Consider the following 22,683-nt stretch of genomic DNA (forward strand, 5'->3'; position numbering starts at 1 on the left):
ATCTCACAATCTGGGACGTTAGTATCTCAATATGAGACAGGATAGCGGCATCGGAGTGCTCGACAAAGCGGTGGGGGTCTTGCACACCGTGGCGGATGCCCCGTGCGGGCTGGCGGAGTTGTGCGAACGCACCGGGCTGCCGCGCGCGACAGCTCACCGACTGGCCGCCGGCTTGGAAAAGCATCGGCTGCTTGCCCGCGATGGCCAGGGCCGGTGGCGACTGGGCCCCGCGCTGAGCGAGTTGGCAGGGCAGGCGGCGGATCCGCTTGTCGCCGCTGGTGCGGCAGTGCTGCCGCGGCTGCGCGAGCTCACCGGCGAGAGCGTGCAGCTGTACCGGCGCGAGGGAACCTGGCGGGTGTGCGTCGCCGCGATGGAACCGCCTGCGGGGCTGCGCGACACGGTTCCGGTGGGCACACGGCTGCCCATGACCGCAGGCTCCGGGGCGAAGGTCTTGTTGGCATACAGCGATGCGGCCACCCAGCAGGCGGTGCTGCCGTCGGCGAAGTTCACCGAGCGGACCCTGGCTGAGGTCCGCCGCCGCGGGTGGGCGCAAAGTGTGGCCGAACGCGAGCCGGGGGTGGCCAGTGTTTCGGCACCCGTGCGCGACGGCCGGGGCAACGTCATTGCTGCTGTGTCGGTGTCCGGCCCGATCGACCGAATGGGGCGGCGGCCCGGCGCACGCTGGGCCGCCGATCTTCTGGCCGCCTCCGAGGCGCTGACGCGGCGGCTCTGATCGCCTGACAGACTGACCGCCATGGGCACTAACCAACGGGCGCAGATTGTGATGTCGCAGGCCGAGATCGACGAGTTCGTCGCCAAGAGCCGTAGTGGAACGCTGGCCACCATCGGACGCGACGGACAACCGCACCTGACGGCGATGTGGTACGGCGTCGTCGACGGCGAGATCTGGTTCGAGACGAAAGCCAAGTCGCAGAAGGCTGTCAATGTGCGCCGCGATCCCCGCATCACGTTTCTGTTGGAGGACGGCGACACGTACGACACGCTGCGTGGCGTGTCGTTCGAAGGCACCGGCGAAATCGTCGACGATCCGGACGCGATCTTCCGCGTCGGCGTCAGTGTCTGGGAACGCTACACCGGCCCGTACACCGACGAGGTGAAGCCGGCGGTGGACATGATGATGAACAAGCGAATCGCAATTCGGTTGGCTGTCAAGCGCGTTCGCTCATGGGATCACCGGAAGCTGGGGATGCCTCCAATGCCGCTGGCCGGATCGACGGCACCGAACGCGTAGCAGTCAATCGTCGGCTCTGATCTCGGATCGCGATTTCACGCCTACGGATCGTCATCGTTTTCTCCTTCGAGATAGCGAAGGGGATGAAAGTAATTGTTGGTGACGGGTTTTCGGCGCAGGTGTGGCGGGGGCGTCCATTCGACGATGCCGTTGTCGTTGAGGTGGGCGCTCCAGCCTTCGTCGTGGAGCCTGTGGTCGGTGTGTGCGCCGAGCTTGGCGATCACCGCATCCAACGTTGCACGCAGTTGCGGATCAGCGACGAGCGTGCCCTTGGTCATCCCGTCGCATCGTTGTGGCCCCCACCGGAAGCCGCGCTTGCGGGCGCGGTCGGCTTCGGAGAAATGGCCGTCGGGGTTTATCAGCGCCGCCACCCGCTCCGCTGCCTTCTGCAACTGATCGGGCCGCAAGTCGGCGTCCATCGCCCCCAACATGGCCTCGTCATGTTCTCGCGCCTCGGCCGGATAGGCGCCCGGCAACTCGTGAAAGAACTGACGGATCACCGCCAGATGCTCTTGACCGATCGTCCCTGCCCGCACCTGGCCTGCGGTGGTGGGCCAGCGCGGCGCGAGCCGCTCACCGGTGATCGTGCGCCGATGCTCCACCCGTGCGGCTTCGGCGATCATCCGCCGCGCCGCCGAGGGCCGGATTCTGAGCCGGTCAGCCAGCACCCGCGCCAGCGGCCCGCCGATATCGGACGGCACAGCGCGCTCAGCAGCTGGTTGATCAGTTCGTACTGAGGTGCCGAGCACTTGCGGATGATTGTCGTGAGCCGCTCTATGACCGCCACACAGTCGAGCTCCGCAACGCGTCGAACGACAGCCCCGCCAATGCGTCGGCCGCGGCTTCCAGCCGGTCCAACACCGCAACCACCGTATTCGAACACATGAGCGAATGTTATCGCTTCAGTCCGACAGCAGCAGCTACTTGTCCACAGCCGAAATGACCTGCGGTGAAGGACGATTCGGAGCAGCGGAAATGTCAGACGGTCATGCTATGGCCGCTGACGGCAACACCGCATTTGTAGCCCCGATGGGATTCGAACCCACGCTACCGCCGTGAGAGGGCGGCGTCCTAGGCCGCTAGACGACGGGGCCGTGAACAAACCGGGTTGCCAGCATAACCGACGCACCGACGCGGACACTAATCCGCGACGAGCTGGGGTACCAGGACTCGAACCTAGAACGGCTGAACCAGAATCAGCTGTGTTGCCAATTACACCATACCCCAATGGTGGCCATTATCGCTGGTCAGCGCCCTAATAGACGAAGCCGACCGGCAATTACGGGCCGACGTGCAGGTTATCAAACATCTGAGCTCGCCCTCTCATTCCCCGGCACTGGCCACGAGGCCCCGGGCGTCGCGCAACCGCTCGAGGCTGCGCTCACGCCCTAACAGCACCAGCGACTCGAACAGCGGCGGGCTGATCGTCGAGCCGGTCACCGCCACCCTGATCGGCCCGAACGCCTTCCGCGGCTTGAGGCCCAGGCCGTCGATCAGCGCGCCCTTCAGCGCGGCCTCGACGGCGTCCACCGACCACTCCCCGACCGCATCGAGCGCAGGCACCGCCGCGTCCAGCACCGGGCCCGCCTGCGGGCCGAGCTCCTTGGCAGCCGCCTTCTCGTCGATGACGTAGGCGTCGTCGTTCAAGAACTTCAGCAATCCCCACGCGTCCCCCAGCACGACAATGCGGGTCTGCACCAGTCGCGCTGCCTCACCGAACTGCTCGTCGGTCAGCCCGAGTGCGTATCCGCGCTCGGCGAAGAAACGGCGCAGCTGCGCTGTGAAATCATCCGGATCGAGCAGCCGGATGTGCTCAGCGTTGATCGCGTCGGCCTTCTTCTGGTCGAACCGGGCAGGGTTAGCGTTGACGTCGGCGACGTCGAACGCGGACACCATCTCGGCGAGCGTGAACACGTCGCGGTCCGGCGCAATCGACCAGCCCAGCAGCGCAAGGTAATTCAGCAGGCCTTCCGGAATGAAGCCACGCTCGCGGTGCGCGAACAGGTTGGACTGCGGGTCGCGCTTGGACAACTTCTTCGTGCCCTCGCCGAGAACCGTTGGCAGGTGACCGAATTCGGGCAGACGATCTGCGACGCCGATCCGCATCAGCGCCTGGTACAACGCAATCTGGCGCGGGGTGGACGGCATCAGGTCCTCCCCCCGCAGTACATGGGTGATCTTCATCAGTGCGTCGTCGACCGGATTGACCAGCGTGTACAGCGGTTCTCCGTTGCCCCGGGTCAACGCGAAGTCCGGGATACTTCCTGCGGCATAGGACATTTCACCGCGCACCAGGTCGTGCCAGCCGAGCTCGGTGTCGGGCATGCGCAACCGCACCACCGGGCGCCGACCCTCTGCGCGGTACGCCGCGCGCTGGGCCTCCGTCAAGTCGCGGTCGTAATTGTCGTATCCCAGTTTGGGATTGCGCCCAGCAGCCACATGTCGCGCCTCGACCTCCTCGGGGGTCGAGAAAGCCTCGTATGCCTCCCCCGTCTCGAGCAGCCGGTGCAGGACGTCGCGGTAGACCTCGAGCCGCTCGGACTGCCGGTACGGGCCATACGGGCCGCCAACTTCCGGCCCTTCGTCCCAATCCAAACCAAGCCACCGCAGCGCCTCGAGCAGCGCCAGGTAACTCTCCTCGCTGTCGCGCTGGGCATCGGTGTCCTCGATGCGAAACACGAACACCCCGCCGCAGTGGCGCGCATAAGCCCAGTTGAACAGTGCGGTGCGGATAAGCCCCACATGCGGCACCCCGGTTGGCGACGGACAGAAACGCACCCGGGTCGATGAACCGCTTGCGCGAAGAGCATCCATGTCGCTCATGACTTCCCCTTGCGCACAACGGGATTCGTCAATGTCCCGATGCTTTCGACTGTCACGCTGACCGTGTCGCCGTGTTCGATCGGCCCCACACCGTCGGGCGTTCCGGTCAAAATCAGGTCACCGGGCAGCAAAGTCATCACTGCCGACACCCATTCGATGATCGCCCCGACGTCGTGAATCATCAACGACGTGCGGCTGTCTTGGCGGACCTCACCGTTCACCTCGGTACGGATCGCCAGATCTGACGGGTCGACATCCGTAGCGATCCACGGCCCGACGGGACAAAACGTGTCATGGCCTTTGGCGCGCGTCCACTGTCCGTCTTTGCGTTGTTGGTCGCGCGCAGTCACGTCGTTGGCGACGGTGTACCCGAGGATGTTCTCGGCGGCCCGAGCGGCGGGAACGTCCTTGCACGGGCGCCCGATCACGGCGGCCAGCTCACCTTCGAAGTGCACCGGATCCGCGTTCGCCGGCAGCTGGATCGGCACATTCGGTCCGATGATCGCCGTATTGGGCTTCATGAAGATGATCGGGTCGTCGACCTGCCCGCCGCCCATCTCCTCGATATGCGCCGCATAGTTCTTCCCGATGCAGACCACCTTGCTGGCCAAGATCGGCGCCAGCAGTCGCACGTCCGCCAGCGGCCACTGACGGCCCGTGAACGTCGGCGTGCCGAACGGGTGCTCGGCGATTTCACGTGCAACCGCGTCGTCGTCGTGCCCTTCGATCGCGACGAACGCGACGCCGTCCGAGCTGGCTATTCGACCAAGGCGCATTCCGAACAGCCTAACGGCGGGTGAGCATGCGCTGCGCAGGCCTCTGGTTCCCACATAGTAAGAAGATAATTCAACATCATGGGACATCGGTGGGACGATAGGCCGGTGAGCACCCACTCGATCGGCACCGCACGACGCTGGACGATGCTCGCAATCGCGTTGTCGTCGACCATGTTCGCCAACGTGTTCATCAACGGCGTCGCATTCCTCATCCCGACGTTGCACGAACGTCGCGGACTCGACCTCGCCGACGCCGGATTGCTGTCCGCGATGCCCAGCATCGGCATGGTGGTCACGCTGATCGCGTGGGGGTACGCGGTCGACCGCCTCGGTGAGCGACTGGTCCTTACAGTCGGTTCGGCCTTGACGGCCGCCGCCTCGTTCGCCGCAGCCGCATCGCACGGGCTGGTACTCACGGGCGTTTTCCTGTTGCTAGGCGGAATGGCGGCGGCGAGTAGCAACTCTGCCAGTGGCCGACTGGTGGTCGGCTGGTTCCCCGCTGAGCAGCGCGGCCTGGCCATGGGCATCCGGCAAACCGCACAGCCGCTCGGTGTTGCCTTGGGTGCACTGGTGATTCCACGGCTTGCGCATGGCCACGGCATCGGTGCGGCCCTGCTTTTTCCCGCGGTCGTGTGCGCGCTCTCGGCGGTGGTCAGCGCCGTGGGCGTGCTGGACCCACCGCGCCCCCCGCGCGAGGACGCGGCCCAGCGCGACCTGGCCAACCCCTACCGGGACTCCTCGGTCCTGTGGCGCATCCACGCGGTCTCGGTGCTTCTTGTGGTGCCGCAGGTGGTGGTGTGGACCTTCACGCTGGTGTGGCTGATGACCGACCGTGGCTGGTCGGCGGGCGCGGCAGGCGTGCTGGTCACGGTCGCGCAGGTGCTCGGCGCTGCTGGCCGGATCGCGGCGGGCCGCTGGTCGGACCGAGTGGGATCGCGGCTTCGGCCCATCCGCTCGATCGCTGTCGGCGCGGCGGCCGCGATGGCGGCGTTGGCCCTCACCGACCACCTGAGATCTCCGCTAGCGGTCGCCGTGATGATCGTCGCCTCGGTGATCACGGTCAGCGACAACGGCCTGGCGTTCACCGCGATCGCCGAGATTGCCGGTCCGTTTTGGAGCGGCCGCGCGCTCGGCACCCAGAACACCAGCCAGTTGCTGACGGCAGGCATCGCGCCACCTCTGTTCGGCGGCCTGATCAGCGCTGCCGGCTATCCCCTTGCCTTCGCAGTGTGCGCGATCTTTCCGTTGATTGCGCTGCCCCTGGTTCCGGTGAAGACGGCGTCGACGGCACTGCCCGAAGCCAACGGCTGACCCTCCTAGAGCAGCGCCAGAATGCGCTCGCCGATCTCCGTCGTGGAGAACGTCGCGTCGCCGCGGCTGGCCAAATGCCCCTCGACCGCTTTGTCCACGCGCGCAGCAGCATCCGGTTCGCCGACGTGGTCGAGTAGCAGCGCGATCGACATCACTGCGGCGGTCGGGTCGGCGAGCCCCTTGCCGGCGATGTCGGGGGCGCTGCCGTGCACCGGTTCGAACATCGACGGGTTCTTGCGCGTGGCGTCGATGTTGCCACTGGCCGCTAGACCGATGCCGCCACACACAGCGGCCGCCAAATCAGTGATGATGTCGCCGAACAGGTTGTCGGTGACGATCACGTCGAACCGACCGGGATCGGTGACGAGGTGGATCGTCGCGGAATCGACGTGCTGATAGGCCACTTCGACGTCGGGATACTCCTGCCCGATCTCCTGCACCGTCCGCCACCACAAATCACCGGCGAACGTCAGCACGTTGTTCTTGTGCACCAGAGTGAGTTGTTTGCGGCGGCCCGCGGCCCGCGCAAAAGCGTCCTGCACCACCCTGCGCACACCGTAAGCGGTGTTGACGCTCACCTCCGTGGCGATCTCGTGCGGGGTCCCGACCCGAATCGCCCCGCCCGTGCCGGTGTAGGGCCCTTCGGTACCCTCGCGGACCACCACGAAATCGATGTCCGGCTTGCTGGCCAGCGGACTGCTCACACCGGGGTACAGCCGTGCGGGGCGCAGATTGATGTGGTGGTCCAGGGCGAAGCGGATCTTGAGCAGCAGCCCCCGTTCGAGCACACCGCTGGGCACCGACGGATCGCCGATGGCGCCCAACAGGATTGCGTCGTGACCGCGCAATTCGTCGAGCACCGATTCCGGCAGCACCTCACCTGTTTCGTGGTATCGCCGAGCGCCGAGGTCGTAGTGCGTTTTCTCGACATCGGGAACCACGGCGTCGAGCACTTTGACGGCCTCGCCAATGACCTCCGGCCCGATCCCGTCGCCGGCAATGATCGCCAGCCTCACGAAAGGTCCACCACCTCAAGCAGATTCGCGCCGACGGCCGGCGCGATCGACGACAGCACCTCGTCGGGCGGCCGCCGGTCGAGGCGCAGCAGGATCGTCGCGCCCGGACCTTCTGCGTCTTCCGACAGCTGCGCCGCCTGGATGTTGACGTTCGCCTCACCCAGCAGCGTGCCGATCCGCCCCAGCGCTCCGGGCCGGTCGATGTAGTTGATGATCAAGTTCACGCCCTCTGCCCGCAGATCGAAGTTGCGGCCGTTGATCTGGACGATCTTCTCCACCAGCTGCGGACCCGACAGGGTTCCGGCGACGTTGACCACAGAACCGTCGGCGGTGACCGCACGCACGTCCACGACGCTGCGGTGGTTGGGGCTTTCCGGTGCGGTGCTGATGCTTGCTTCCACGCCGCGCTCGGCCGCCAGCGCCGGGGCGTTCACGAACGTCACCGGATCCTCGATCACCGCGGAGAAGAGGCCGCGCAATGCCGAAAGCCGAAGCACCCCAACATCTTCGGAGGCGAGCTCACCGCGCACCTGAACCGATACCGACGCCGGCAGTTCGGGCGACAACGCCGCGACCAGCAGTCCCAGCTTGCGCACCAGGTCCAGCCACGGCGCGACTTCGTCGCTGACCACGCCGCCGCCGATGTTCACGGCATCGGGCACGAATTCGCCTGCAAGCGCGAGCTTCACGCTCCTGGCGACGTCGGTGCCGGCGCGGTCCTGCGCCTCGACCGTCGACGCACCGAGGTGGGGCGTGACGACGACCTGCGGCAGCTCGAACAGCGGGCTGTCGGTGCACGGCTCTTTCGCGAAGACGTCGAGCCCGGCGCCGCGAACATGTCCGCTCGCGATGGCTTCGGCCAATGCCTGTTCGTCGACCAGCCCACCGCGCGCGGCGTTGACGATGATCACGCCCGGCTTCGTCTTCGCCAGCGCCTCCTTACCGATGAGCCCCGCCGTCTCAGGGGTTTTCGGAAGATGCACCGAAATGAAGTCCGCCACCCCCAACAGCTCGTCGAGGGTCAACAAGTCGATACCCAGCTGAGCGGCCAGCGCGTGCGACACGTACGGGTCGTAGGCCACCACCTTGGTGCCGAACGCTGCGAGGCGCTGAGCGACGAGCTGGCCGATGCGGCCGAGTCCCACCACGCCGACCGTCTTACCGAAGACCTCCGTGCCGTTGAACGACGAGCGCTTCCAGGTGTGTTCGCGCAGCGAGGCGTCGGCTGCCGGGATCTGCCGGGCGGCCGCCAGCAGCAGCGCGATCGCATGCTCGGCGGCGCTGTGGATGTTCGACGTCGGCGCGTTGACGACGAGGATGCCGCGCGCGGTGGCGGCTTCGACGTCGACGTTGTCCAGGCCGACTCCGGCACGCGCGACGATCTTGAGCTTGGTGCCGGCATTGAGTACCTCGGCGTCGACCGTGGTGGCCGAACGCACCAGCAGTGCGTCGGCCTCGGGGATGGCGGCCAGCAGCTTCTCCCGGTTGGGTCCGTCGACCCAGCGGACCTCGACCTCGTCGCCCAGCGCGGCGACAGTCGATTCGGCGAGTTTGTCGGCGATCAACACAACAGGCAGGCTCACTCGGCCAGCCTAATAGGGTCTACTTGGCGGGTGGACGTCACCGTGGTGGGCAGTGGCCCCAATGGGTTGGCAGCAGCTGTCGTCTGTGCACGCGCTGGTCTGTCGGTGCAGGTACTGGAGGCGCAACCGACACTCGGAGGCGGCGCCCGCACGCTCGTCGACCCCGACTACCCTGGCGTCTCCCACGACGTCTGCTCGGCGGTGCATCCGCTGGCGCTGGGGTCACCGTTCTTCGCGCAATTCGACCTGACCGCTCGGGGCGTGAAGCTGGAAGTGCCGGAAATCTCGTACGCGAACCCGTTCGTCGGCCGGCCCGCTGCGATCGCCTACCGCGATCTCGACCGCACCGCCGAGGGGCTCGACGACGGCAAGTCGTGGCGGCGGCTCCTGGAACCGCTGGTGCGCCGAGCCGACAGCGTGGTCGAGTTGCTGCTCGGCGACAAGCGGTCGCTGCCCGCGGATCCGCTGACGCTGCTGCGGCTCGGGCTGCGAATGGCGTGGCAAGGTACTTCCGCATGGAACGCTACCTTCGCCGGCCGCGATGCCGAGGCGTTGTTCACTGGCGTTGCCGCACATACGATTTCCCCTCTGCCGTCGATCACATCGGCGGCCGCCGGGATGCTGCTCGCCAGCCTCGGCCACTCGGTGGGCTGGCCGATACCGGTCGGCGGCAGCCAAGCGATCGCCGACGCGTTGATCGCTGATCTGCGGGAGCACGGCGGGGTGCTGACGACCGATACCGAGGTGACCGAGCCGCCAGAGGGCGTGGTGCTGTTCGACACTGCACCCACTGCGCTGCTGAGAATCTACGGTTCGCGGCTGCCGTCGCGGTACGCAAAGAGCTTGCGGCAGTACCGTTTCGGGTCGGGTGTGGCCAAGGTCGACTTCGTCCTGTCCGACGACGTGCCGTGGTCGGACCCGAGGCTGGCATCGGCGGTCACCTTTCACCTCGGCGGCGACCGCGCCGACATGGCCTACGCCGAGGCGCAAGTGGCCGCGGGCCGGCATGCCGAGCGGCCGATGGTGCTCGCAGCGCTACCGCACGTGGTCGATCCGTCGCGCATCGACGACGCCGGCCGACGGCCGTTCTGGACCTACGCGCATGTGCCGGCAGGCTCGACGGTGGACCAAACCGAGGCCGTCACCGCGGTCGTCGAGAGTTTCGCACCAGGGTTCCGCGACGTCGTCGTCACCGCCCGCAGCGTCCCTGCCGCGCGGATGGTCGCCCACAACGCGAACTACGTCGGCGGCGACATCGCCGTCGGCGGTAATGACGCGTGGCGGGCGCTCGCCGGGCCGGTGGCGCGGCTGAACCCTTGGGCCACACCGCTTCCCGGTGTGTACCTGTGCTCCTCGGCGACGCCGCCGGGCGCGGGGGTGCACGGGATGTCAGGCTATTACGCGGCCCGCACGGCGCTGCGCCGCGAGTTCGGCATCAAGGCGATTTCGGTGCGCTTACCGGCGCTCAACGCACGCTAGCGCACCGAAATCCACAACGCACACCGCCTATGCGGTGTCCGTCAGCGGCCGGTCCACCCAGCTCATCAGCGCGCGCAGCTTCTTACCCGTGACCTCGATGGGGTGCTCGGCATTGCGCTTGCGCAGTTCCTCGAGCTCCTTGTTGCCGCCCTCGACGTTGGCGACCAGCTTCTTGACGAACGTGCCGTCCTGAATCTCGGCCAGTATCTGCTTCATTCGCTCCTTGGTGGCCGCGTCGATGATCCGCGGGCCCGACAGGTACCCGCCGAATTCGGCGGTGTCGGACACCGAGTAGTTCATCCGCGCGATACCGCCCTCGTACATCAGGTCGACGATCAGCTTCAGCTCGTGCAGCACCTCGAAGTACGCCAACTCGGGTGCATACCCCGCCTCGACCATCACGTCGAAGCCGGTCTTCACCAGTTCCTCGGTGCCGCCGCACAACACCGCCTGCTCACCGAACAGGTCGGTCTCGGTCTCGTCCTTGAACGTCGTCTTGATGACGCCCGCGCGGGTACCGCCGATGCCTTTCGCGTACGACAGCGCAAGAGCCAGACCTTCGCCCTTCGGATCCTGTTCCACCGCAACCAAACACGGCACACCTTTGCCGTCGACGAACTGGCGGCGCACCAGGTGGCCCGGCCCCTTGGGCGCCACCATGCCGACGGTCACGTTCGCGGGCGGCTTGATCAGCCCGAAGTGGATGTTCAGACCGTGCCCGAAGAACAGCGCATTGCCGTCTTCGAGATGTGGCTCGATGTCGCTGGAGAAGATGTCCGCCTGAGCGGTGTCGGGCGCCAACAGCATGATCACGTCGGCCCACTTGGCCACCTCAGCCGGCGAGCCGACCTCCAGACCATGCTCGGCCACCTTCTCTCGCGACTTAGAGCCTTCGCGCAGACCGACTTTCACCTCGACGCCCGAATCGCGCAGGCTCAGCGAGTGCGCGTGTCCCTGGCTGCCATAGCCGATGACGCCAACCTTGCGGCCCTGGATGATCGACAGGTCGGCGTCGTCGTCGTAGAACATCTCAACTGCCATCAGTGCAATTTCTCTTTCTGTTTTCTGCTTACCGCTGGGTGATGCTGCGCGGACCACGGGTCATGGAGACCACACCGGACTGGACGATCTCCCGGATGCCGTACGGCTCGAGCACGCGCAGCAGCGCGTCGAGCTTTTCCTGCGTGCCGGTGCATTCGATGATCAACGACTCGGTCGATACGTCGATCACCTTGGCGCGGAACAGGTTCACCGCCTCGATGACCTGACTACGCGTGCCCGCATCGGCGCGCACCTTGATCATGGCCAGCTCGCGGTCGACCGAGTTCGCGGGATCCTGCTCGACCACCTTGATGACGTTGATCAGCTTGTGAACCTGCTTGCTCACCTGCTCGATCGTCATGTCCTCGACGGCCACGACGATCGTCATCCGCGACAGGTTCTTCTGCTCGGTGGCGCCGACGGCCAGCGACTGAATGTTGAAGCCACGCCGCGAAAACAGCGATGCGACGCGCGCCAGAACGCCGGGTTTGTCTTCGACGAGCACGCTCAGCGTGTGCGTGGAGATGGCCACTAGACCAGATCCTCCTCGTCGAACAGCGGCCTGATCCCGCGCGCCGCTTGGATTTCGTCGTTGCTGGTGCCGGCCGCGACCATCGGCCACACCTGGGCGTCGGCACCGACGATGAAGTCGATCACCACCGGCCGGTCGTTGATCGCACGCGCCTGCTGGATCACGTCGGCCACGTCTTCTTCACGCTCGCACCGCAATCCGACACAACCCAGTGCCTCGGCCAGCTTCACGAAATCGGGGATGCGGTGCGAGTGGGTGGCCAAATCCGTTTGGCTGTAACGCTCGTCGTAGAACAGCGTCTGCCACTGGCGCACCATGCCCAGGTTGCCGTTGTTGATGATGGCGACCTTGATCGGCGCGCCTTCGATAGCACAGGTGGCCAGCTCCTGATTGGTCATCTGGAAGCATCCGTCGCCGTCGATCGCCCAGACCTCGGCGTCCGGGCGTGCCAGCTTGGCGCCCATCGCCGCGGGGATGGCGTAGCCCATGGTGCCGAGGCCACCGGAGTTGATCCAGGTGCGCGGCTTCTCATAAGAGATGAACTGAGCGGCCCACATCTGGTGCTGCCCCACGCCGGCCACGTACACGGCGTCGGGTCCGGCGATCTTGCCCAGCGTTTGGATCACGTATTCGGGGCTCAGGCTGCCGTCGCTCTGCGGACCGTAGCTGAGCGGATACGTGCGTTGCACACCCTGCAGATACGTCCACCAATCGTGGATATCGCCGCGGTGGCCCAGCTTGCGCAACGCCTCGGTGAGCTCGATGATGACCGCCTTGACGTCACCGACGATCGGCACGTCGGCGTTGCGGTTCTTGCCGATCTCGGCCGGGTCGATGTCAGCGTGTATCACCTTGGCCTCCGGCGCGAACGACGACAGCTTGCCGGTGACGCGGTCGTCGAAGCGGGCGCCGAGCCCGATGATCAGGTCACTGCGCTGCAGACCCGCCACTGCGGCCACGGTGCCGTGCATACCCGGCATGCCCAGGTGCTGAGGATGGCTGTCCGGGAACGCGCCACGCGCCATCAGCGTGGTGACCACCGGGATGCCGGTCAGCTCCGCCAGCTCCCGCAGCTCGGCGCTGGCGTCGCCGCGGATCACACCGCCGCCGACGTACAGGACCGGTTTGCGAGCAGCCGCTATCAGCTTGGCCGCCTGCCGAATCTGCTTGGCGTGCGGTCTGGTGGTCGGCCTGTAGCCGGGCAGCTCCATCGCCGGCGGCCAGCTGAACGTGCACTGGCCCTGCAGTACGTCTTTCGGGATGTCGACAAGCACCACGCCCGGACGGCCCGACGACGCGATGTGGAACGCCTCGGCGATCACGCGCGGGATGTCGTCGCCATTGTTGACCAGGTAGTTGTGCTTGGTGATCGGCATCGTGATGCCCGAGATGTCCGCCTCCTGGAAGGCGTCCGTGCCGATCATCGACCGCCCGACCTGACCGGTGATCGCCACGACGGGAATGGAGTCCATCTGCGCGTCGGCGATCGGCGTGACCAGGTTGGTGGCGCCAGGGCCGGAGGTGGCCATGCACACACCGACACGTCCGGTCGCGTGGGCATAGCCGCTGGCGGCGTGGCCGGCACCCTGCTCGTGGCGCACCAGCACGTGGCGCAGCTTGCGCGAATCGAACAGTGGGTCGTACACGGGAAGCACTGCGCCGCCGGGGATTCCGAAGATCACGTCGACGCCCAGCTCCTCGAGAGAGCGCACAACCGCTTGGGCTCCCGTGAGTTGTTGCGGCTCAACTCTATTCGTAGTGGCGGCACGATGGCCCGCCGTGTCAGCCCCGCCGTTGGGCGGATGCTCGGCCGCGGACCACTGCTGCGGTCGCGTGGTGGGTGCGCTCACGATGTCCTCTTCAGTCTGTTGAATTCGACGATGGGCAAGAAAAAACCCCCGTCAGCGTCAGCTGCTGCGAGGGTTGCGCGTCGGTGGATGCTCGCTATAACCGGCTATGCACAGACGCGCCGACCAATTACTACGAGCAATCCATGGGCCTGCATAGCCTCTGACGTTAGCTTCCGCACTGGTCAACCGTCAAATTCCACCGCTGGTGCGATGATGGCGCAATGAGCACCGACGACCCTGACCACCGCGCCCCCGTCGTGCTGCGGCTTTCGCCGATGGCACATGTGGCCTCTGCTTTCGCCGCGGTGGGCTTGCTGGCCGTGGTGCTCGCCGTGCCGCTGACCGCGCCGCTGCTGGCCCTCCCGGTGCTCGCGTCGGTGATGATCGTGCGGCTGCGCACGGTGGCCGATGCACAGACGGTCACGGCCCGCACGCTTGTGGGCTCGCGCACCGTGTCGTGGTCGGACGTCAAGGGACTGCGCTTCGTCAAGGGCGCCTGGGCACGGGCCGAGCTGACCTCGGGCGAGCAGTTGCGGCTGCCCGCCGTCACGTTCTCCACGCTGCCGCTGCTAGCGCAGGTCAGCGGCGGGCGGGTGCCGAACCCGTACGGGCCAGTCGCGGGCTGACAGAGCGGGTCAGGTGAGCGGGTTGCTGCCGTTGAGCAGGATCCAGGTGCCCACTCCCACGCCGATCCCGAGGATCAGCGCCCCCAGTGACCCGAGGAACGGCCGGCGCGCCCAGCCACGGCTGGCATCCAGTCCGTAACGGCCCGGACCGGCCAGGATGACCGCCGCCGTCGTCGCGATGAGAAGCAGCTGATACTCGTTGCCGTCGGGCAGGAAGAACCCGATGTAGCCGGCGTCGTACTGCATCGCGACGCTGGCCGCTAGTCCGTTGACCAGATACGCCAGTGCGGCAGCTCCGGCCAACGGGGTGAACAAGCCGAGAATCAGCAGCATCCCCGCGGTCAACTGCGTGCCCGCCGCCAGGTACGTGAGCAGACCGGCGTGCTGGTATCCCATGTCGCTCAGCGAGTTCCTGAAGCCGTCGAGGCCCTGACCGCCCCACAGACCGAACGCTTTCTGCAGTCCGTGCGCGATCAGGATCGCCCCGATCGCTGCCCGCAACAGCAGCAGGCCCAGGTCTTGGGTGCCGCGCCGGCCCGCCGCCGCCACGCGCGGGTCGACGTCGTCGTCGAACTCCGTTGCCGACGGCACCACACCGTGCCGGCCTGACCCGTCAGGGTCGACGTACGGCAACGGTTCCGGGTCGGCGAGCAGCTGAAGTCCGGACGGAACCGAATCGACGGAGTTGTAGTGCGGGATCGTGGTGGTTTCGAAGTCGCCACCGTATGTGGCTGACGGCAGGTCGTCCTCGGGGTCGACCAAGCGTGCCGAAGCGGGGCGCGAGGGCTGCGACGAGCCGCTTGCGCGAAGAGCGGAAGCCTGCGACGCATTGTCCGGCCGTTGCCATGCGCGCGAGTCATGCGGGTGCATTGGGCCAGGGTAAGGGCAAGTAACCGCCGATCCGTGGATTGGTGCCGGGCCGTCACCGCACCTTTACCAGTCCGATGCCTGCGAGGGTTCCGCGGGAAGGGTGTCGGCGTGGCGGGCCCGACCCAGCTGTCCGTAACCTGGCGAGCATGCGGATGCGCGGACCGGTGCGAGCGGTACTGGCGACGACGCTTGCCGCCGCGCTGGTAGTCAGCGGTTGCGCCCGGTTCGACGACGCCGCGTCGCAGCCGTTCACCACCGAACCCAAGTTGGTGGCGCCGCCCACCAGCAGCCCGCCGCCGCCTCCCCCGCTGCCGGACAACCCGTTCCCCAAGCAGTGCCCCGCGCCCGGCGTCATGCAGGGCTGCCTGGAATCCACCAGCGGGCTGATCATGTTGCCGGACAGCAAGTCGGCGCTGGTGGCCGAGCGCACCACCGGCGCGGTCAAAGAGGTGTCCGTGAACGCCGAGCCCAAGGTCAAAGTCGTGCTCCCGGTCGACGGATCCGGTGACGGCGGCCTGATGGACATCGTGTTGTCGCCGACCTACGCACAAGACCGACTGATGTACGCGTACGTCAGCACCCCCACCGACAACCGCGTCATCCGGATCGCCGACGGTGACGTGCCCAAGGACATCCTCACCGGAATTCCCAAGGGCGCCAGCGGAAACACCGGTGCGCTGATCTTCACCAGCCCCACGACGCTGGTGGTGCTCACCGGTGATGCCGGCAATCCGGCACTGGCCGCCGATGCGAATTCGCTTGCGGGCAAGCTGATTCGGATCGAGCAGCCGACCACCGTCAACCAGGCTCCGATCACCACCGCGATGTCCAACATGGGGTCGGCCGGCGGACTCTGCACCGACCCGACCGACGGGTCGCTCTACGTCACCGACCGCACGCCGACCGCAGACCGGTTGCAGCGCATCACGGCCGACTCGAAGACGTCGACGGTGTGGACGTGGCCTGACAAGCCGGGCGTGGCGGGGTGTGCGGCACTTGCGGGCACGATCCTGGTGAACCTCGTCAACACCAAACAGACCGTCGCGGTGCGGATGGCGCCCGAATCCGGTGCGGTCACCGGTGAGCCGGAGGTATTGCGCCAAGACGAGCACGGGCACGCCTGGGCGCTGGCCGTGTCGCCGGACGGCAACATCTGGGGTGCGACCGTGAACAAGACGTTCGGCGACGCGATGAAGCTCGACGACGTGGTGTTCCCGTTGTTCAAGACAGGCGGCGGCTTCCCGCGGCCGAAGGACGACCTGGTCTAGCTGCAGGCGGCGAGCACCAGCTCGCGCACCCGGGCCGCGTCGGCCTGGCCTTTCGTGGCCTTCATCACCGCACCGACGATCGCGCCGGCCGCTTGCACCTTGCCGCCGCGAATCTTCTCGACCACGTCAGGGTTGGCGGCCAGCGCCTCGTCGACCGCGGCCTGCAGCGCCGAGTCGTCGCGCACCACCTCCAGCCCGCGCGCTTTCATCACCTGCTCGGGTTCGCCCTCGCCCGCCAGCACACCTTCGACCACCTGACGGGCCAGCTTGTTCGACAGCTTGCCGTCGTCGACGAGCTTCACCACGTCGGCCACCTGCGCCGGCGTGATCGGCAACGCGTCGAGCGGAATGTTCGCCTCGTTGGCCTTCTGCACCAGGAAGTTGCCCCACCACGCCCGGGCCGACTCGCTGGACGCGCCGTGCTCGACCGTTGCGGCGACGAGCTCGACGGCGCCGGCGTTGACCAGGTCACGCATCACCTCGTCGGAGATACCCCACTCCTGCTGAATCCGCTTGCGCCGCAGCCACGGAAGCTCGGGCAGCGTATCCCTCAGCTTCGCCACCAGTTCTGCGCTGGGTGCGACCGGCTCGAGGTCCGGCTCCGGGAAATACCGGTAGTCCTCAGCGGATTCCTTGCTGCGGCCCGGTGAGGTGTAGCCGTCTTCGTGGAAGTGCCGTGTCTCCTGGTGCACGCGTCCGCCGGCGGTCAGGATCGCGGCCTGCCGGCGCATCTCGTAGCGAACCGCCACTTCGACGCTCTTGAGCGAATTGACGTTCTTCGTTTCGGTGCGAGTACCGAATTCTGCTGCGCCCCGTGGCATCAAGGAGACGTTGGCATCGCAGCGCAGCGAGCCCTGGTCCATCCGCACATCGGAAACGCCTAACGCGCGCAACAAATCTCGCAGGGCCGTGACGTAGGCCCGCGCGATCTCCGGTGCCCGCTCACCGGCGCCGACGATCGGCTTGGTGACGATCTCGATCAGCGGCACACCGGCACGGTTGAAGTCCAGCAGCGACTGCGTGGCGCCGGCGATGCGTCCAGTCTCGCTGCCCAGATGGGTCAGCTTGCCGGTGTCTTCTTCCATGTGCGCGCGTTCGATGCCGACCCGGAAGGTGGTGCCGTCGTCCAGCGGCACGTCGAGATAGCCGTCGACCGCGATCGGCTCGTCGTACTGGGAGATCTGGTAATTCTTCGGCATGTCCGGATAGAAGTAGTTCTTCCGCGCGAAGCGGCACCAATCCACGATGTGGCAGTTCAGCGCAAGGCCGATCCGGATCGCCGATTCCACCGCCGCCTCGTTGAGCACCGGCAGCGCGCCAGGCATGCCGAGGCACACCGGGCACACCTGAGTGTTGGGTTCCGCGCCGAACGCGGTGGGGCAGCCGCAGAACATCTTGGTGACGGTGGACAGCTCGACGTGCACCTCGAGTCCGAGCACCGGCTCGTAGCGCGCCACGACCTCGTCATAGTCGAGCAGGTCGGGAGCGGCGACAGTCATGTGCCCGAGTCTAGTTGGGTGCGCTCACCCGAGTTTGGGGTGCACACCCGGGATGAGTCCGGCCGCGGCCGACATTTTTTGCAGGTGACGCAGCACGGTCTTGCGTTCTGCGGCGGTCAGCGTCGCAGTGATCTCGTCCTCCTGCGCGCGCCCCTGCGCATCGAGCGAAGGCAGCAGCTCGCGGGCCTTGCCGGTCAGGGTGACGGCGAATGCCCGCCGATCCGCCGGATGGGGCATGCGCTTGACCAGCCCTTGACCCTCCAGCTCGTCGATGATGCTCACCATGACGTTGCGATGGATGCCGAGCCGGGTCGACAGCTCGCGCTGCGACTGTCCGTCGTCGGCATTCAGTGACATCAGCACCGCGTAGGTGCGCGGCCGGACCCTGAACGGTTCCAGTCTGCGGGCGAAGTCTTCGGCGAGGTAGACGCCGAGCTGTGAGAGCAGGAACGGGATCCGCTGGTGCAGCTCGCGGCCGTGGCAGTGACCCGTCACCCGGACGACTTTCCGATCACCGACGCCGCGCTGACCGTCGCGGCCGCCGACGTGCGCGACACCGCCTCGATCGTCGAGGTGATCGATGGCGCCGACGCTGTGTTGTCGACCTTGGGCGTGCCGTTCAGCACGCGTCCCATAGACACGTATTCGGTGGGCGCGCGCAACATCATCGCCGCCATGAAGCAGAACGGACCGCGACGACTCGTCGTGGTGAGTTCGACAGGCGCGCACCATTATCCGAACCGCATCGACACCCCGTTCGCATTGCGCATTGTCGAGCCGATCATCAAGCGCACCATCGGCCAGACCACCTACGACGATCAGCGCCGCATGGAAGAGATCGTCCGCGGGAGCGGCCTGGACTGGACGATCGTGCGGCCATCGGGCCTGTTCGACACCAATGTGCCGACGAAATACATTGCCGGCGAACGGGAACCGGTTGGCGGCTTCACCGCCCGCATCGACCTCGCCGACTACATGGCCAGGCTGGCAGGCGATGCCGGCACGGTTGGCAAGGCCGTGATCATTTCGACCACCGAAGGCACCCCGACAATTTGGCAGATGATCCGCCGCGAAGCCTTCAAGCGCGAGTGACCTCGACGCGCAAGCTGAGAACCTAGCCGAAGAACGCCGCCGCATCGTCGTAGCGGCTCTGCGGCACCAGCTTGAGCTGCCGTGTCGCATCGGCCAACGGCACCCGCCCGATGTCCTGCCCGCGCAGCGACACCATCATCCCGTACTCGCCGGCGTGCGCGGCGTCGGCGGCGTTGACACCGAAGCGGGTGGCCAGCACGCGGTCGTACGCGGTGGGTGTGCCGCCGCGCTGCACGTGGCCGAGAACAGTCACCCGGACTTCCTTGTTGATGCGCTTGTTCACCTCGACGGCCAGCTGCGCGGCCACCCCGGTGAACTTCTCGTGGCCGAACTCGTCGATGCCGCCCTCCGCCAACTTCATCGAGCCCGCAGCCGGCTTGGCGCCCTCGGCGACCACACAGATGAAATGCGACTGGCCGCGCTGGAAGCGCCGCTTGACCAGCCGGCACACCTCTTCGACGTCGAACGGCTGCTCAGGGATCAGCGTCATGTGTGCACCCGACGCCAGCCCGGCATTCAGCGCGATCCAGCCGGCGTGACGGCCCATCACCTCGACGAGCATGACCCGTTGATGTGACTCGGCGGTGGAATGCAGGCGGTCGATGGCCTCGGTGGCGACGGTCAAGGCGGTGTCGTGGCCGAATGTCACGTCGGTGCAGTCGATGTCGTTGTCGATGGTCTTGGGCACGCCGACGACGGGCACGTTCTCTTCGGACAGCCAGTGGGCGGCGGTCAGTGTGCCTTCACCGCCGATCGGGATCAACACGTCGATGCCGTTGTCGTCGAGCGTCTGCTTGATCTGGTCGAGCCCGGCGCGCAGCTTGTCCGGATGCACCCGCGCGGTCCCCAGCATGGTGCCGCCCTTGGCCAGCAGCCGGTCGTTGCGGTCGTCGTTGTGCAGCTGGACTCTGCGGTCCTCGAGCAGCCCGCGCCACCCGTCCAGGAAGCCGACCACCGAGGAGCCGTAGCGGGAGTCGCACGTGCGTACCACTGCGCGGATCACCGCGTTCAGGCCCGGACAGTCACCGCCGCCGGTGAGGATTCCAATGCGCATGTGGCCCATCTTGCTACCTGCCCCGGGCCTGCGCGAGCAGACGCAGAATCGCACTACCGAGCGCGGGATTATGTGATTTGGTGTCTGCTCGCCGAGCGTCAGATCGCGGTCGGCAGCGGGCCACGGGCGGCCTCGTAGGCGGCTGCGACCCGGTACAGCCGGTCGTCGGCCAACGCCGGCGCCATGATCTGAAGTCCCACCGGGAGCCCGTCGTCGGGCGACAAGCCCGACGGCACCGACATCCCCGCGTGTCCGGCCAGGTTCAGCGGCAGCGTGCAGAGGTCGAACAGGTACATCGCCAACGGATCGTCGACCTTCTCCCCCAGCCGGAAGGCCGTGGTGGGCGTGGTCGGCGACACCAGCACGTCGACGTTGTGGTACGCCGCATCCAAGTCGCGCGCGATCAGCGTGCGCACCTTCTGCGCCTGGTTGTAGTACGCGTCGTAATAGCCGGCCGACAGCGCGTAGGTGCCGATCATGATGCGCCGCTTGACTTCTGGGCCGAAGCCTGCCGCGCGTGTCAGCGCCATCACCTCTTCGGCGCTGCGCGTGCCGTCGTCGCCGACGCGCAAGCCGTAGCGCATGGCGTCGAAGCGGGCGAGGTTCGACGACACCTCCGACGGCAGGATCAGGTAGTACGCCGCGAGCGCGTGCTCGAAATGCGGGCACGACACCTCGCTGACCTCCGCGCCGAGCTTCGTCAGCTGCTCGACCGCCGCGTTGAACGACTCCAGCACGCCCGGTTGGTAGCCGTCACCACGCAGTTGGCTCACCACGCCGATGCGCACGCCGGTCAGATCGCCTGCCGCGCCTGCTCGCGCCGCGGCGACGACGTCGGGCACTTCGGCTTCTACCGACGTCGAATCTTTGTGGTCATGCCCGGCGATCACCGCGTGCAGCAGCGCGGTGTCCAGCACGGTGCGCGCGCACGGACCGCCCTGATCCAGCGACGACGCGCACGCCACCAATCCGTAGCGCGACACCGTGCCGTAGGTGGGCTTGGCGCCGACGGTCGCGGTCAGCGCCGCCGGCTGGCGGATGGAGCCACCGGTGTCGGTGCCGATCGCCAATGGCGCCTGGAACGCCGCCAGCGCCGCGGCACTGCCACCGCCCGAGCCGCCCGGCACGCGTTGGACGTCCCACGGGTTGCGTGTGGGACCGAACGCGGAGTTCTCGGTCGAACTGCCCATTGCGAATTCGTCCATGTTGGTCTTGCCGAGGATCGGAATGCCCGCCGCACGCAGCCGCTGCGTGACCGTCGCGTCGTATGGCGAGCGCCAGCCCTCGAGGATCTTCGAGCCGCATGTCGTTGGCATGTCGGTGGTGGTGAACACGTCCTTGAGCGCCAGCGGCACTCCGGCCAGCGCCGACGGCAGCGCCTCGCCTGCGGCCACCGCGGCGTCCACGCGGGCGGCTGCGGCCAGCGCCGCGTCGGCAGCAACGTGCAAAAACGCGTGGTAGCGGTCGTCGGTGGCCTCGATCTGGTCGAGGCAGGCCTGCGTCACCTCGACCGACGACACCTCACCGCTCGCGATCTTTTCGGCCAGCGTCGCAGCATCCAGACGAATCAGCTCGGTCACTGCGGCTCCCCCAGGATTCGCGGCACCGCGAACCGCCCGTCGACAGCCTCGGGCGCCTCGGCCAGCGCCTGCTCCTGAGTGAGGCACGGCTCGACGACGTCGGGGCGAGTGACGTTGACGTCCTTGAGCGGGTTGCCGGTGGGTTTGACGTCGGTGACGTCGACGCTTTGCACCTGGCTGACGTAGCCCAAGATCGCGTCGAGCTGCCCGGCGAAGCTGTCGAGCTCGGTGTCGGTCAGCGCAAGGCGCGCCAGTTTGGCCAGACGGGCCACCTCGTCGCGAGAAATCTGTTGAGCCACGTTCGGACAGCCTAGTCAGGCGCCCCTCACCCGGCCTGCCTGGCCGAGGCTGCTGTGCGACAGTGTTGGCCGTGCCTTCCTATCTGCTGCGAGTTTCGCTGGTCGACCGACCGGGCAGCCTCGGCTCCCTGGCTGTGGCGCTCGGCTCGGTGGGCGCCGACATCCTCTCCCTCGACGTGGTCGAGCGACTCTCCGGCCTGGCCATCGACGACCTCGTCGTCGACCTACCGCCCGGCGCAATGCCCGACACGCTGATCACCGCGGCAGAAGCGCTCAACGGCGTTCGCGTGGACAGCATCCGGCCGCACACTGGGCTGCTGGAGGCACACCGCGAACTGGAGCTGATCGATCACGTCGCGGCGGGACGGGACCGGCGCAGCAAGTTGCAGATCCTCGCCGACGAGGCGCCGCGAGTGCTGCGCGTCGGCTGGTGCACGGTGGTGCGGTTGCACGACCACGGCTTCGAGCGGATCGTCGGCAGTCCGAGCTCTCCTGAGACGGTCGCCGAGGAGGCGCCGTGGCTGCCGCTCGACCACCCGGCCGCGCTGGACGGCACCGCCGACTGGGTGCCGCGCGTATGGCGTGACATGGACACCACGTTGGCAGCTGCGCCGCTGGGCGATCCGAACTGCGCGGTGCTGCTGGGCCGTCCGGGCGGTCCGGATTTCCGGCCGTCGGAGGTGGCCCGGCTGGGTTATCTGGCCGGCATCGTCGCGACGATCCTGCGCTAGC

22 protein-coding genes and 2 tRNA genes are annotated in these 22,683 nt (G+C 67.1%); 8 read left to right on the forward strand and 16 right to left on the reverse strand.

Features of this window, described 5'->3' with window-relative positions; genetic code table 11:
- Positions 1-31: 31 nt before the first annotated feature.
- Together AC5Y4N_RS10965 and AC5Y4N_RS10970 are read left to right on the forward strand one after the other, a co-directional pair.
- The gene (locus AC5Y4N_RS10965; protein WP_499908011.1) at positions 32-733 is read left to right on the forward strand and encodes an IclR family transcriptional regulator; all 702 of its coding nucleotides are present in this window, start codon (positions 32-34) and stop codon (positions 731-733) included.
- 21 nt (positions 734-754) lie between these two features.
- A complete protein-coding gene (locus tag AC5Y4N_RS10970; RefSeq protein ID WP_499908010.1) occupies positions 755-1,252 on the forward strand; it encodes a PPOX class F420-dependent oxidoreductase in 498 nt (165 codons plus the stop codon).
- A 41-nt stretch (positions 1,253-1,293) separates the two neighbouring features.
- Here the strand turns inward: AC5Y4N_RS10970 and AC5Y4N_RS10975 are convergent, their stop codons facing one another.
- The 5 genes from AC5Y4N_RS10975 to AC5Y4N_RS10995 form a co-directional block, all read right to left on the reverse strand.
- Positions 1,294-1,953, reverse strand: a complete 660-nt coding sequence (locus tag AC5Y4N_RS10975; protein WP_499908009.1) for a DUF222 domain-containing protein — start codon at positions 1,951-1,953, stop codon at positions 1,294-1,296.
- A 320-nt stretch (positions 1,954-2,273) separates the two neighbouring features.
- A tRNA-Glu gene (locus AC5Y4N_RS10980) sits at positions 2,274-2,346 on the reverse strand.
- Positions 2,347-2,407: 61 nt separating this feature from the next.
- Positions 2,408-2,479, reverse strand: a tRNA-Gln gene (locus AC5Y4N_RS10985).
- Positions 2,480-2,575: 96 nt separating this feature from the next.
- Entirely contained in the window at positions 2,576-4,066 is a 1,491-nt protein-coding gene (gene gltX, locus AC5Y4N_RS10990; protein WP_499908082.1) for a glutamate--tRNA ligase, read from the reverse strand.
- Between the two features lie 5 nt (positions 4,067-4,071).
- Entirely contained in the window at positions 4,072-4,851 is a 780-nt protein-coding gene (locus AC5Y4N_RS10995) for a fumarylacetoacetate hydrolase family protein (RefSeq protein WP_499908008.1), read from the reverse strand.
- Positions 4,852-4,929: 78 nt separating this feature from the next.
- Here AC5Y4N_RS10995 and AC5Y4N_RS11000 point away from each other — a divergent pair, with 78 nt between their 5' ends.
- Positions 4,930-6,162: an MFS transporter gene (locus AC5Y4N_RS11000; protein ID WP_499908007.1), complete on the forward strand. Its 1,233-nt coding sequence runs from the start codon at positions 4,930-4,932 to the stop codon at positions 6,160-6,162.
- Between the two features lie 5 nt (positions 6,163-6,167).
- Here AC5Y4N_RS11000 and AC5Y4N_RS11005 read toward each other — a convergent pair whose 3' ends face one another.
- Positions 6,168-7,178 (reverse strand): 3-isopropylmalate dehydrogenase, encoded by a 1,011-nt coding sequence (locus AC5Y4N_RS11005; protein ID WP_499908006.1) that lies wholly within the window; start codon positions 7,176-7,178, stop codon positions 6,168-6,170.
- Positions 7,175-8,761, reverse strand: coding sequence for a phosphoglycerate dehydrogenase (gene serA, locus AC5Y4N_RS11010; protein ID WP_499908005.1), 1,587 nt, complete (start codon positions 8,759-8,761; stop codon positions 7,175-7,177). Before serA ends, AC5Y4N_RS11005 begins: the two co-directional genes overlap by 4 nt.
- 30 nt (positions 8,762-8,791) lie before the next feature.
- Between serA and AC5Y4N_RS11015 the strand changes: the two genes are divergently transcribed.
- Entirely contained in the window at positions 8,792-10,240 is a 1,449-nt protein-coding gene (locus AC5Y4N_RS11015) for a phytoene desaturase family protein (RefSeq protein ID WP_499908004.1), read from the forward strand.
- Positions 10,241-10,267: 27 nt separating this feature from the next.
- On the opposite strand, the gene ilvC is transcribed toward AC5Y4N_RS11015, so the two are convergent.
- From ilvC to AC5Y4N_RS11030, 3 genes are read right to left on the reverse strand one after another with little or no spacing between them, the layout of a single operon-like run.
- On the reverse strand, positions 10,268-11,269 hold the full coding sequence (gene ilvC / locus AC5Y4N_RS11020) for a ketol-acid reductoisomerase (protein WP_499908081.1): 1,002 nt from the start codon (positions 11,267-11,269) through the stop codon (positions 10,268-10,270).
- Positions 11,270-11,309: 40 nt separating this feature from the next.
- Positions 11,310-11,813 (reverse strand): acetolactate synthase small subunit, encoded by a 504-nt coding sequence (gene ilvN / locus AC5Y4N_RS11025; protein WP_499908003.1) that lies wholly within the window; start codon positions 11,811-11,813, stop codon positions 11,310-11,312.
- Complete coding sequence (locus AC5Y4N_RS11030; protein WP_499908002.1) at positions 11,813-13,663, reverse strand: acetolactate synthase large subunit; 1,851 nt, start codon at positions 13,661-13,663, stop codon at positions 11,813-11,815. Before AC5Y4N_RS11030 ends, ilvN begins: the two co-directional genes overlap by 1 nt.
- A 221-nt stretch (positions 13,664-13,884) precedes the next feature.
- Between AC5Y4N_RS11030 and AC5Y4N_RS11035 the strand changes: the two genes are divergently transcribed.
- Entirely contained in the window at positions 13,885-14,289 is a 405-nt protein-coding gene (locus tag AC5Y4N_RS11035) for a PH domain-containing protein (RefSeq protein WP_499908001.1), read from the forward strand.
- 9 nt (positions 14,290-14,298) lie between these two features.
- On the opposite strand, the gene AC5Y4N_RS11040 is transcribed toward AC5Y4N_RS11035, so the two are convergent.
- Positions 14,299-15,159, reverse strand: a complete 861-nt coding sequence (locus AC5Y4N_RS11040; RefSeq protein ID WP_499908000.1) for a DoxX family protein — start codon at positions 15,157-15,159, stop codon at positions 14,299-14,301.
- 146 nt (positions 15,160-15,305) lie between these two features.
- Here AC5Y4N_RS11040 and AC5Y4N_RS11045 point away from each other — a divergent pair, with 146 nt between their 5' ends.
- Positions 15,306-16,427: a PQQ-dependent sugar dehydrogenase gene (locus AC5Y4N_RS11045; protein WP_499907999.1), complete on the forward strand. Its 1,122-nt coding sequence runs from the start codon at positions 15,306-15,308 to the stop codon at positions 16,425-16,427.
- Here AC5Y4N_RS11045 and gatB read toward each other — a convergent pair.
- Positions 16,424-17,926: an Asp-tRNA(Asn)/Glu-tRNA(Gln) amidotransferase subunit GatB gene (gatB, locus tag AC5Y4N_RS11050; protein WP_499907998.1), complete on the reverse strand. Its 1,503-nt coding sequence runs from the start codon at positions 17,924-17,926 to the stop codon at positions 16,424-16,426. The two genes, AC5Y4N_RS11045 and gatB, sit on opposite strands and share 4 nt — an antisense overlap.
- 24 nt (positions 17,927-17,950) lie before the next feature.
- Complete coding sequence (locus AC5Y4N_RS11055) at positions 17,951-18,421, reverse strand: MarR family winged helix-turn-helix transcriptional regulator (RefSeq protein WP_499907997.1); 471 nt, start codon at positions 18,419-18,421, stop codon at positions 17,951-17,953.
- Here AC5Y4N_RS11055 and AC5Y4N_RS11060 point away from each other — a divergent pair.
- Positions 18,389-19,018, forward strand: coding sequence for an NAD(P)-dependent oxidoreductase (locus tag AC5Y4N_RS11060; RefSeq protein WP_499907996.1), 630 nt, complete (start codon positions 18,389-18,391; stop codon positions 19,016-19,018). The two genes, AC5Y4N_RS11055 and AC5Y4N_RS11060, sit on opposite strands and share 33 nt — an antisense overlap.
- 22 nt (positions 19,019-19,040) lie before the next feature.
- On the opposite strand, the gene AC5Y4N_RS11065 is transcribed toward AC5Y4N_RS11060, so the two are convergent.
- From AC5Y4N_RS11065 to gatC, 3 genes are all read right to left on the reverse strand, one after another.
- Positions 19,041-20,072 (reverse strand): ATP-dependent 6-phosphofructokinase, encoded by a 1,032-nt coding sequence (locus AC5Y4N_RS11065; protein WP_499907995.1) that lies wholly within the window; start codon positions 20,070-20,072, stop codon positions 19,041-19,043.
- 98 nt (positions 20,073-20,170) lie between these two features.
- Positions 20,171-21,652: an Asp-tRNA(Asn)/Glu-tRNA(Gln) amidotransferase subunit GatA gene (gene gatA, locus AC5Y4N_RS11070; RefSeq protein ID WP_499907994.1), complete on the reverse strand. Its 1,482-nt coding sequence runs from the start codon at positions 21,650-21,652 to the stop codon at positions 20,171-20,173.
- Positions 21,649-21,951: an Asp-tRNA(Asn)/Glu-tRNA(Gln) amidotransferase subunit GatC gene (gatC, locus tag AC5Y4N_RS11075; RefSeq protein ID WP_499907993.1), complete on the reverse strand. Its 303-nt coding sequence runs from the start codon at positions 21,949-21,951 to the stop codon at positions 21,649-21,651. The genes gatA and gatC overlap by 4 nt, the downstream gene beginning before the upstream one ends.
- Positions 21,952-22,022: 71 nt before the next feature.
- On the opposite strand from gatC, the gene AC5Y4N_RS11080 reads away from it, so the two are divergent.
- A complete protein-coding gene (locus AC5Y4N_RS11080) occupies positions 22,023-22,682 on the forward strand; it encodes an ACT domain-containing protein (protein ID WP_499907992.1) in 660 nt (219 codons plus the stop codon).
- Position 22,683: the final 1 nt, after the last annotated feature.

This window comes from Mycobacterium sp. NGS19 (genome assembly GCF_059813155.1).